The sequence below is a fragment of the Pseudalkalibacillus decolorationis genome (assembly GCF_024609785.1).
Classification (GTDB): Bacteria; Bacillota; Bacilli; order Bacillales; family Fictibacillaceae; genus Pseudalkalibacillus; species Pseudalkalibacillus decolorationis.
The window spans coordinates 146403-158299 of the sequence record NZ_JANHJQ010000003.1 but is presented as its reverse complement, the minus strand read 5'-3'; the positions used below and the strand labels follow the sequence as shown (position 1 = coordinate 158299).

The 11897-nt window shown below is 40.4% G+C and carries 10 protein-coding genes; 1 reads left to right on the top strand and 9 read right to left on the bottom strand.

The features are described 5' to 3' along the window. Window positions 1–43: 43 nt before the first annotated feature. Window positions 44–2311 carry a DUF3604 domain-containing protein gene (locus NON16_RS04395; RefSeq protein WP_257347386.1) on the bottom strand — a complete coding sequence of 756 codons (2268 nt, stop codon included), beginning with the start codon at window positions 2309–2311 and terminating at the stop codon, window positions 44–46. A gap of 211 nt (window positions 2312–2522) precedes the next feature. Here NON16_RS04395 and NON16_RS04390 point away from each other — a divergent pair, with 211 nt between their 5' ends. Beyond that, the gene (locus NON16_RS04390) at window positions 2523–3401 is read left to right on the top strand and encodes a LysR family transcriptional regulator (protein ID WP_308216586.1); all 879 of its coding nucleotides are present in this window, start codon (window positions 2523–2525) and stop codon (window positions 3399–3401) included. Between the two features lie 298 nt (window positions 3402–3699). Here the strand turns inward: NON16_RS04390 and NON16_RS04385 are convergent, their stop codons facing one another. From NON16_RS04385 to NON16_RS04350, 8 genes are all read right to left on the bottom strand, one after another. Continuing rightward, a complete protein-coding gene (locus tag NON16_RS04385; RefSeq protein WP_425589724.1) occupies window positions 3700–4527 on the bottom strand; it encodes an IS1634 family transposase in 828 nt (275 codons plus the stop codon). 399 nt (window positions 4528–4926) lie between these two features. After that, window positions 4927–5550 carry a malonate decarboxylase holo-ACP synthase gene (locus tag NON16_RS04380; protein ID WP_257347384.1) on the bottom strand — a complete coding sequence of 208 codons (624 nt, stop codon included), beginning with the start codon at window positions 5548–5550 and terminating at the stop codon, window positions 4927–4929. Continuing rightward, window positions 5544–7220, bottom strand: coding sequence for a biotin-independent malonate decarboxylase subunit beta (mdcD, locus tag NON16_RS04375; RefSeq protein ID WP_257347383.1), 1677 nt, complete (start codon window positions 7218–7220; stop codon window positions 5544–5546). The genes NON16_RS04380 and mdcD overlap by 7 nt, the downstream gene beginning before the upstream one ends. Beyond that, window positions 7207–7512 carry a malonate decarboxylase subunit delta gene (locus NON16_RS04370; RefSeq protein ID WP_257347382.1) on the bottom strand — a complete coding sequence of 102 codons (306 nt, stop codon included), beginning with the start codon at window positions 7510–7512 and terminating at the stop codon, window positions 7207–7209. Before NON16_RS04370 ends, mdcD begins: the two co-directional genes overlap by 14 nt. Before the next feature lie 13 nt (window positions 7513–7525). Next, on the bottom strand, window positions 7526–8395 hold the full coding sequence (locus NON16_RS04365; RefSeq protein WP_257347381.1) for a triphosphoribosyl-dephospho-CoA synthase: 870 nt from the start codon (window positions 8393–8395) through the stop codon (window positions 7526–7528). Window positions 8396–8410: 15 nt separating this feature from the next. Continuing rightward, complete coding sequence (gene mdcA / locus NON16_RS04360; protein ID WP_257347480.1) at window positions 8411–10072, bottom strand: malonate decarboxylase subunit alpha; 1662 nt, start codon at window positions 10070–10072, stop codon at window positions 8411–8413. A gap of 20 nt (window positions 10073–10092) precedes the next feature. After that, a complete protein-coding gene (locus NON16_RS04355) occupies window positions 10093–11022 on the bottom strand; it encodes an ACP S-malonyltransferase (protein ID WP_257347380.1) in 930 nt (309 codons plus the stop codon). A gap of 87 nt (window positions 11023–11109) precedes the next feature. Continuing rightward, window positions 11110–11793 carry a GntR family transcriptional regulator gene (locus tag NON16_RS04350; RefSeq protein WP_257347379.1) on the bottom strand — a complete coding sequence of 228 codons (684 nt, stop codon included), beginning with the start codon at window positions 11791–11793 and terminating at the stop codon, window positions 11110–11112. Window positions 11794–11897: the final 104 nt, after the last annotated feature.

Sequence of the window (11897 nt, the reverse complement as noted above, 5' to 3'; positions counted from 1 at the left end):
CAGTTACAATTCCCGGAGGAGTATGTTGTCGAGCAAAATAGTATTACTTTTTATTGAAATAAAGTGGACTACTCCAAGCCATCTCACCGTCTTCTTGAACAAGACGTATCCAATAAGCATTTCGCCCCTCTAAAGGATGAGGATCTTTCCAATTGATATCCATAGTCATTGGACCCGATTTTTTTGGTTGTAAAGAAAACAAGTAATACTGATCTACCCCACCACATTCCTTTCGTATGGGGCCTTGCAATAAATCACGAATTTCTATTCGATCCTTCCCAAATTTTGTTTCAAAATTTATTATGGTATTCCCACATGTATCTAAGTCAAGTATTAGTCCGTCATGATCCCCCGAAGTCGTGGATTCCCATGTTAATGCATGTTGATTTTGAGATCGAATTCCTTGTTTTGAATGATCAAAAGCAAAAGTCTGGGCATCTTTAATTTGACCATTCTCTATCGAGAGTAATCCATTCCAATCCGTTTCTCTACCTCGACCTTTGATTGAAGCGCCTCCCCACTCTACACGAATACGTTCTGGGATAAAGTCTTCTTGTTGAAAAATTGGATGAGAATAAACAACATCTTGATTACGTATTATTTCAAGTTTTTCAATTGGTTTTGTGCCAGCCGCTTGGATGTTTATAACCGGTGAGTCGTTATCCGTCCATATATCACCCATCATTTTTCCATTCAAAGTTTCAACACTAAGCCAGATTCTTTCTCCCGTTGTTGCGTAGCAATGTCTGGACTTTAATGCTTTATAAATCCCTTCTCGAGTGAGTTCTTTTGCATATATACCGGCTAATCCACCTCTTGTTCCAAAATCGTTTGATGTAGGATAAGCTGCACCAGGACGACCAGTATGATCGTCACTTCCACCAATTACACCAACTGTATAACCATTTTCTAAAGCCTCATGTAATAGCCATTCAAATCTACCATGGACAGAACATATTTCTATAACTGGTTCCAAATCATGATTGAAATAACGACTTATATCACATCTTCTCCCACCAACATGTGGAACCAGAAATACATCATTTTTTCCTTCGAAGGACTGATATAAATTATCAAGAGGGTAACGATCCATCTCAACATCAGATTTATCGGTTACATGCCAATGACTCGTTCGATGTAAAGGGCCGTCATCTCCAAGAAAATGTACATTTCTATCTCCTCCGCCAGGTGTATTGCCCGACCATTCATATCCTAAAAACGGTATGAATTTACCAGGTTTATGGTATTTTTTCACTGCCCCTTTTGCCTCTTCCCACCCAGATTCGTACAGAAGAAAGTCATTCGGTTGATGGCCTGTAAAATCGATTCCAGCTGCATCACGGGCATAATGGAATGCTTCTTCAACACTACCTGTTCCTGTAGAATTATTGTATTGAGCATGTAAATCTCCCCAGTAATGCTTTAGGTCCTTCGGCTTATCATTAATATTGATGATATTTGATACAGCTGTTGGATGGGGTAAATTTTCCCCCTCAATTTTAAAACGATACATTCCAGTTTCTTTAAAAGAAAATCCCTCGAATCGGTGGCAACCCTTGTCTTCTTTGGTGAAACAATAGGTTTCTTTTCCTTCCAAAGTAGAACTACTACATTGAGTCAACTCTTTTTCATTTATTTGTTCAATTGATATCGTTACATTCCCGTAATAACTTGCAGATGGGTTTCCAAAATGATCCTCACATTTAACTAATAAATCAACTTTTTCATTGACTACACCTTTGGAGGGGGTTAAGGCAACAATTCGATACGGCTCAGCAGCTATAATTGATGTAATAGGGGAACTCTCAAGTTCCACCCAGGTACCCGTTTGAAAACACTCTACTTCAGTTAATAGTTTAAAATCAGATTCAATAAACGTTTGGGCCTGTTGACCTTTACTACCACCAGATTTATCCCCAAGGGTAATATAAATTTTATCTCCTTCATCTAATGTATCACCCTTAATCACAATCTCTAGTATCTTCATCCAGGGCCGCTTACCACCCATGGGCATATAAGTAATTGAGGTTGCTACATTCGGATTTGAAGTTGTAGCTGTAACATAATGGTCTCCCTTAGAGTCACTAACCTGAGGTCTACCCATGTCAGATGGTAATTTAAACAATAATCGGATCCTTCCACCGTTATCTAAACCATACCTGCCAACTGTATAAGTAAACTTCCATGTATTATAACTTCCGGCTATAATCGGTTTAAGAGGATCCATTTCAATAAAACCATACCATTTTGAATTTTCATCTGATTTGGAAAGAGAATTTTTGTCACAATCTATTATCTTTTGGCTCGACATAACCAACCTCCTAAGGACTTTGTTATGGATAGTATAGTGTTAAATTCAGAATATTTGAAACAGGTTTTTTTTGTATGTGCTATAGAAAACATCTATAGTAAATTTTGTAGAATAATCTATTGGACAAAAGTTATTTATGTTTTTAAAAAAAGGTGTGCTAAAGTAATGGGTAAACAGTAGTTCAAATTGAGTAAAACAGGGGGCCGTTCCCATCAATAAACAGTGGATTGAAGCTTTTATATGTGTTTCTAAAATGGAAAATGTGAGTAAGGCTGCAGAAGTTCTTTTTTTAACTCAACCCTCTGTGTCTAGCAGAATTCATTCATTAGAGAAAGAGATGGGTGAGCCTTTATTTATACGTTCGGGAAAAAAAATGATCTTATCAGAGGCAGGAAAAACTTTTCTTCCATCTGCTATTAAAATTTTAAGTGAATGGAATAATAGTAAAGTTGCCATACAACAACTTCGAAACAAAATTAAAGGAGAATTAACAATAGGTATGACCATTCATGCTGTTTCTACGTTCGTCCCTCACGTTATAACATTTCAAAAAAAATATCCTGATATCAAGTTGAAAATAAAAACAGGACATACAAGTGAAATTGGCGATTTAGTATTAAACTATATCGCTCATATTGGAATTACACGTTCTCTGGATCATAAATACCTCTTTTCAAAGCCAGTAATTATGGACCATTTTACATTGGTGGTTTATCCAGAACATCCTCTCGCTTTACGAAATAATGTAAATGTAGAGGATTTAATAAATGAAAAATTAATACTTTTATATAGTGATAATTCATTAAAGGAAAGGGTTAATACGTTCTTACATACTATAAAACCTAACATCATCTTGGAAACAGACAGTATTGAAATTACTAAAAGAATGGTGATTGAAAAACAAGGAATAGCATACATCCCACGTTTTTCTATAAGAGAGGAAGTTGAGGAAGGTCTGTTAGTTGCGGTTCCATTCAATTCAACTTATTTATCTTTGAATCTAGACGTAATATGGCATAAAGAACAGTCTAATAATTATCTTGTTTCTCTGTTCGTTGACCATATTTTTTCCCAATTAGAGCCTGTATAAAGAGTTAATTTAATAAATTTAAAAAGCTAACTAGGCTTTTTATATCGTTGGAATGTGAGATTAATAGAAATGGCAGTCAACCGACTTAAAAGTGGTAGACTGCCTATTTTACTCCAATACTTCTCATATTCAGCATTTCCTTTTTTTATATCCCACATTCCGCACCTGAGAGGCGAACTTCTGCTTAATTTTTAGGTGCGGTTTTAGGTGTGGTTCGTTTTTTTCTTTTTTCGATCTTGTTCTGAATCATTCCCTTTTATTCGACAGCATCCCTCCATACTTATCTTGGATGATCGGGTTAGTTCACGATTTTTTCTACTTGTTTCGACACATAGATGGTAAGATCATAGCCGGTTTGTTCACCAATGTTATCCGGAAGAAAGCGAAGAATCTGACCGTTTTGACGGATGTAAATGACGTTGATTTCTTGAAGTTGTTTTAACAATACTTGTCCTGTTGGCCGAAACAGTTTACGATTCCCTGCTAACACCAGTGGTTTTTCTTCTTGCTTCATGTTTTCTCTTACCCGATGTTCCAGAATGCCATATATCAAAAGTGCCATCACAAAGACGATCCCTAACGCTTCAACCCGACTCGGTTTTTTCACAAAGAAACCATCAATCATTTGGGGACTCTTTAATAAACGAAAACGCGTCTTGGCAGCTTCTTGCCCTTTGTACGTTTGAAGAATTTCTAAATCAGAAATCTCTCTGTGATTCCGTTTATCGGTGATCAAAACAAACGTGCTCATCTTTCGTTTCTTTTCTTCCAGGACCTCCTCGCTTTCCTTCCAGTATTGGAGTTGGGGACGGTACACCGTGATGACATTCGGTGTTTCTTCCTTTTTTGGCCGCCCTCTTTTGGTTCTTTTTTCGATGTGTTCTTCAGGTTCTAGAACGAATGAATAGTCAAAATAACGGCTGTTGTTGTTTTTTTGAAACCCTTCCAACGCTTCTTCCGCATCGGCTCTACAATGGTAGACAGTGTCCTCGAATCTTTTGATCGCTTTTTCGAGTGTTGTCCGTTCTTTTTTCAAGTGACGTTGAAAGGTTTTCTCCTTTTGTTCGTTTAATTTGTCGGAATAGACCACAACGAAACGATACGGATACTCATCAAGCTCCTCTATATCGGAGCTTTTGAATGAAGGTTAGATTCCAACTCTTGTCATCGGTATTTCCGTTTTCGATACTAGTTAAGATCGGGATACGTTCCGGTGTGACACCCATGCCAAGCACAATCTGTTTTAAATCGGGACGATGTTGCTTACTATATCCATAGGTAATGCGAAGATCTTCCGTTGTTTTTTCGGTTGTCTCCTCTTGTGTTTCTTACTCACCATAAACGGAATAAGAGGTGGTATCATTATGAAGGTTGCCGATCGGTAATCCCAGTTTCCGGCAGGTTGATAGGGACAACGTCGAGTACACTTTCCAGGGTTTTGCTTTATACAAAGCATCAAGTGCGCGTCCTAAAGCGTATTGAATGAAAGAATGCCCTGTTCCTATTTAATTAAGGCTTAATTTGGTCACAAAAGACTTGGGTCGTTAACCAACTTTGGCCCCTCTTTGGTCCTTAATAAAATAGGAAACTCATTTCGTGCATACTCCATTAAAGATATGGCTCCATTTGGTGTTTCAATTTGCACATCTACCACTACAGAAAGTTGGCTGAGTTTAAACATCAGATTCTTGGCCTTTTCTATGGGCAAAACATCTTCAGAATAAACGATTATATCTAAATCACTACTCTTTGTAACTATATTACTGTCACTAGCTATCTCAAACCCTACGCTCCCTGTAGGCCCCCACAAAAGTTTAAAGGATTTAAGTATACCATTCACACGATCCAATGCCTGAAGAGCAGGCATTGGATCATTTCGTACCTTCCTCATCCATTTTCTTTTAAAAACGATTTGATTTGGGGAAATATGTTCTATTACATCTTCCTGTGCTATATAGGCTCCAAATCGTTGATTACGTTGTTTACCACGCACCCCTATAGGGATCTTTCCTTCTATAATTGGTGCGCGGCGGACAACGACAAAAGGGATAGACTTCAAAGACTTGGTAACCCAATAAGGAACAGCGGGGCATATTTTAAGCTCTGTTGTATTTCTAATTCTCAATAGATCATGAGGTTTGATTACCATAACTCTTTTAACCTCTCTCTGACTTTAATTGATGCTAATCGGTTATCTATTGCTTGTAGAGATTGCAGACGGTTACTTAAATCTAATGGCCCTGATCGGGCACTGGCTATTGCTGCTATGATTCTACCTTCTATTTTCTCAATATCTTCACATTTTGGATGACTTGCCTCCACCCCATCAATCAGTTCATGAAGGGCACCAAGGGTAGCAAAAGATACAACATCATAAGCCATAGCAGGTATTTTTTTAGTAGCTTTCTCAAGCTCTTCAATGGTACGACGTGTAATACGGGCTGCAGATTGCTTCGACATGACATGGATGTTCACGCCCTCGTCATTTAAGGCAAGTATATGATTAGACTGGAGACCATGAGTTAAAAATGCGCCGGAAATTGCATTACCTACAATTAGGGTGATAACAGGGTGTCCAGCTTGCCTAGCTTTAGCATAAGCATCAACTGCTGCGGCACCCGCTTGATGCAACCCTAGTAACTCTTCATTGTATCCATAAGCCTGGCTAGGAACATCAACAATCGCAACAATGGCCCGACGGTTTCCATCTTCATCCTGCTCAATCACTTCTCTTACATAGTGGGCAATGGCCCATCCCTCTTCCAATCCTACCTCTCCCTTACGAGCACGGGGGAAGCGGTTATTCGAATCTGGTACAACGGCAATATAGCGGATGCGTTCGTCCCCAACTGTTTTGTCCGTACACAAGACAGAAGGTACATCATCACTTTTCGCTGTATCGGTCAAACCTGTAAACCAAGTTCTCCCCCTGCTTTCATCAGGGTTCTCCTCAGATCGATCAGATTCATCTCCAGCTCGTTTTTCCGCTACCGTTTCGTTCCACACCCTTCGCACATCTAATGGAGACAACAGCTGGGAAGGATCTATTTTTTGAATGCGAGAGCGATAAAGATCAACTTGCTCACTTCGAAAACGATGAGTGTCTTTATGGTCTAGCTGATTAACGATGATTTTTTTGATCGACTCAACATCATCATCGGCGAGTTTATCGACAAATCCCAATGAATAGCGCTGTTCTCCCCCAATTGTATTCCATATCAATTGCCGATCCTGAGAATCAAATTCTTCTATTCCGGCTTCTTGTTCAATCACTTCCGGTCCATTTAATGTGAGCCTTCCCTCCTTAGTCATTACAAGTGAACTGCATAATCCTGCTGTTAATGACATCCCTCCAAAACAGCCGATTTTACCTGGAATCACCCCAATGACAGAAGTATATTCTCGTAAGGCTACCATCGCAGCGCCGATTTCAGCTATAGCCAACAAGCCATAGTTAGCTTCTTGAAGTCTAACGCCTCCTGTATCATACAATAGGATTGGACGGGTAGGGATACCCTCTTTGTTGTCCCGGAGAGCCAACTCAAGAGCACCTGCTATTTTTGCTCCCGAAACCTCTCCAATGCCTCCGCCTTGAAAATTTCCTTCTATTGAAATGATAACGGCTGGTTGTTGGTTTATTTCACCCTTGGCTATCACTACACCATCATCACTTTGCGGGACGATATTCTGGCGTTCTAAGTGGGGGGATTCGAAACCGTCAAAAGGGTCAAGTAATTCACGGTACGTCCCTTCATCTAATAAAGATTTTATGCGTTCCCGTGCATTCAATTCAACAAAGCTTACCTTAAGCACGTTCATATTTTCCACTCACCTCCAAAGCTTGAGCTAATCGTAAGGAGACAACCCCAGGAGTTGCTCCGAAATCGTTCACTTGTATGTTAGCCTGTACTGCGTATTGATTAAAAAAACGCCCGAGGACCTTTCCCCAGGTCTCATCGAATCCTGTCATGCCTGTTCTTACTTCCACTTTGGTTCGAGGTTCATCGGAAGGAATAACCAGTACTTCTAAATCTCCAGACCCAACTACACCTACATGCGCTTTGTTTGCTAATTCTTTTGTGGCTGGATATTCAAAAAACATTGTTTCCAATGGACGCCCTCCTTTAAATAGTAGATATGGCTTTTTTATCGACAAAACGAACGTTTCGTAACTGATCGAGAAATAAAGTCGCAGCTAACAAATCTGCACTTCCCCCAGGAGAAACATTAAGTTGTATCAACGTTTGATTAAGTTCTTTTAATTTCATCCATCCTTTTGAGGTGGACACCCCTCCACTTTGCAATACAGCTTTCGCCTTTTCCTTAGCCATCTTTAAAGCGAATAATCCGCCTCGATAAAGAATACATGTATCGTCTAAGTAGGCAATCAATACCACAAGAGCTTCTAACCTTGCCAGGGATTCAGGAAGGCTTCTTTCCCTTGATTCCACAAGCTTAGGTAATGCAACATTTATGAGATGAGGGAAACCTGATTGAGCCTCTCCCCTAGCTCCTTTTACTCCAAATTTTGCATAAACGTTAGAACCATGGGTTGGAATGTTGGGATTATAACGATCTGGAAAGCAAGCAAGCTTAGAAGCCGTATGAACAATACGCTTGATGTCCGTACCCGGTTGGTTCACTGCTGCACTAGATGTCAGAAGACCAAGCACCCAGATCGCTCCTTTATGCGTGTTGATACCATCAGTGACATGCATCATTTTTCTTTCGCCATTACGCCCGATGGCAGCTATTTCTTCACGAAGCCGTTGAGTAGGATCCTCCAAGTAGGAAAGCTTAGCAATCGATCCAAAGGTTTCTCGTAAAGACTTAGCCGAACGAATCATTAAATCAAACGTCATATCCGAGTGTGAGCCTTTGTCCTCTGAATCGACAAGTCCTGGCTTAGGTGCGAGTTCAGCCTCTTCAATGAGGGCCTGAACAGCCCAGTCACTAAGTTGTTCACGACATTCTTTTGAATTACTCCAAGTCATGGATTCACACTCCTTTTACCAGCTTCGAAATTTTTCTGGAGGTTGGTAGAGTCTTCCTGACCACTCCACTAGCTCTTCAACGTTTTTCGCGGCAAGCAACGAGCGATTGGCCTCTGTTCGACGGATACCTAGATCTTCAGGCCACGCCACAATACCTTCTTGCCGAAGACGATCAATATTCCTTGGAGAATGCTTAATACCTACGGGAGTCACTCCAGCAACAGCAGCTATAGCTTCTCGTCGTTCTTCTAAGCTCTTAGCTTTATATAAATAAGCGATGCCTTCCTCTGTTACAATATGAGTAACGTCATCCCCATAAATCATAACTGGAGCTATAGCTAGATCGGCATCTTTTTTCACATCAATCGCATCTAAGGATTCTACGAAAACAGGTGTATTACCTGTTAGGTGTGTTTCTACTACTTGAACCACTAGTTTCTTTCCTCGTACAAGTGGCTCATCAGAATTTATCATATTTAACCATGCTGGAGTGGAGTGCCTTCTTCCCCCAGGATCGTGACCCATATTCGGAGCTCCTCCAAACCCAGCAAGCCTTCCCTTAGTAACTGTCGAAGAGTTTCCATAAGAATCTATTTGCAGACTAGAACCAACAAACAAATCAACGGCATATTGACCTGCCAACTGAGAAAGAGTTCGATTTGAACGAAGACTTCCATCTTGGCCAGTAAAAAACACATCAGGGCGCTTCGAAATATAATCCTCCATTCCCACTTCTCCCCCAAAGCAATGAATACTTTCTACCCAACCTGATTCGATGGCTGGTATCATGGTAGGGTGAGGATTTAGCGCCCAATGTTTGCAGATTTTACCCTTCAATCCTAATGATTCCCCGTAGGTAGGGAGTAACAACTCAATGGCTGCCGTATTATAACCAATTCCATGGTTGAGAGACTGTACTTGATGTTTTTCATAAATACCACGGATCGTCATCATAGCTAATAAAATATGTATATCCGTAATATGCCTTGGATCTCTTGTAAAAAGTGGTTCCAATTGATACGGGACATCCGCTTCAACAACTAAGTCAATCCACGAGCCAGGGATATCCACTCGAGGCAAATCATCTGTAATTTCATTTACCTGAGCTATGACAATACCATCTCGAAATGCAGCAGCTTCTACAAGCGTAGGTGTTTCTTCTGTATTTGCACCCGTAAATAGGTTCCCTTTCCTATCAGCCTTATCAGCGGCAACTAGTGCTACTGAAGGAATTAGGTCAATAAATAAACGTCCATACAATTCGATATATGTGTGGATTTCTCCCATGGTTAGTTCTTTATCTTCAATCATCTGGGCCATCCGAAGACTTTGAGGGCCGGCGTAAGCAAAATCCACTTTCTCTGCAATACCAGCCTCAAAGATATCCAAGTGCTCCGGCCTTGAAATACTAGATAATATCATATGCAGATCATGGACCTTAGCAGAGTTCACTTGAGCAAGTGCACTAGAAAGGAATGACGCCTGTTTTTGGTTATTCCCCTCTAATACTACTCGGTCACCTGGAACAAGAACTTCCTCTAAGACTTCAATGATTCGATCCGTTGGTATTACCCTTCCGCCTGTAATGTTCATGACTCTATTCATCCGTCTATTTTTGGCATCCCGTCTTGTTGTCCAACTTCTATTGGTTTGATCTGTTTGCGTAATATCCGTCATGCCCATTCGTTCCCTTCCATTTAGTTATTTCGTGTACGATGAACAAGAATGGCAGCTGTTTTCATACCATTGTCTGATATTGAAAGTGCTCGTGCCGTTGGAAAAGCATTTTTCACAAGTCCCATAAGCACATTTCCAGGCAGCATTTCAACGAATAATCGAGTTCCCAACTCGTATAACAAGCATATTGCTTCGTGCCATCGAACGGAATGGGATACATTCCATGCCAAGTCTTTTTTAATAGCCTCACCTGTTTTTAAAACTCTAGCAGTACGGTTGCTTGCATAGGGGATATCGGGGTCTCTAAAGGAAATACGTTGAAGCTCCGTTTCTAGGTATAAAGAGACTTCATGTAGTAGTGGACAATGTGACGGTACACTCACATCCAAGAGTTCCGTCCTTTGGGCACCGTTTGCAAGAGCTAACTCCATAAACCTTCTCAAATCTGGAATGGCTCCAGCTATTGTCATTTGGCGTGGACAATTTATATTAGCAAGATAAACAGGGTTCGCTTTAGTTACGTGGACATCTATTAACCTTTTCAGCTGTACTTCACTGAGTCCTAATACAACTCCCATTCCATACCCTTTTGGAAATGCCTTTTCCATCCACTCGCCGCGCATCCTGACTAATCGAACCGCATCTTTGAAATCTAAAGCACCGGCAACAACGGCAGCTCCGAAAGCTCCAACAGAATGGCCAGCAACAAAATCAGGAAAAGCCTTTTCTTCTTTCAACAGACGTGCCGATGCCACTCCAGAGACAAGTAGACATACCTGAACGGCTACAGTCGACTCCAACTCCGATTCTGCATCCCAAAAGGCAACGCTTTCATTTAATTCCTCACTAGCCTCTGCTAATGTTCTAGTGATGACAGGGTGAGCAGGCAAATCGCGTAGCATATAAGGATGTTGTGACCCTTGACCAGGGAAAAGAAATGCAGTAGTCATCTTATCGTCCTTTCTGTACACGAACCAATTTGGTCGTCAGTCGACTAAATATATTTTTAAAGAAAGAAGGTAACTCTACCCTTCCTTCTAATACACATCATATTGGGGATCCTGGCTTTGTTGCTCAAAAAGTCGCTTTTGAATGCTTGTGATTACATCCTGGTTATGTTGCTGCAAGACGGTTGTCGCTTTCTCTATTTTGCCTTCCTTAAGAAGATTCACAAGGGCAAAATGTTCTCTAACTGACTTCACTATATTTCCTTCAGTTGCAAAAGAAATATTCTGTACCCTCAGTAATGGTAATTCTAAACGGTTGTACATTTTCTTAATCGTTTCACTTTTGCTCATTTCAATAAAACACAGATGAAAGGTATGATTAAGCTGGGTGTAACGCTTTATATCTTTCTCCCCACTCATCTCCTGATATAACGTTCCCATTTTTTTCAGAACCTCTTCGTCGATCCCGTTCTCCTTAATCCGTTTCATGGCAAGGGATTCAAGCATGATTCTTATTTCGAGTAAATCATAAATTTCGTTTTCTGTATGCTCTTTTACAACGGCTCCCCTTCTAGGAATTCGCTCAACCAATCCCTCAATTGTGAGGAGATATATGGCTTCACGAACCGGAGCACGACTCGTTCCATACTCGGTAGCATACGTATTCTCAACAATTTTGTCCCCAGGCTGCAATTCTCCTGTGAGAATTTGTTCGGTAATGTGTTCAGCAATATGATTAGATAATGCGTTATGATTTAGATTTTGGGGACTCACAGTAAGACCTCCTAACGTTCCCATTGTCGACTGTCGGTTAAATTGTACAACAAATCAATTCATTATTCAAGAATTTAGAAAATTTGAAAAAGTGTTTGCATTTC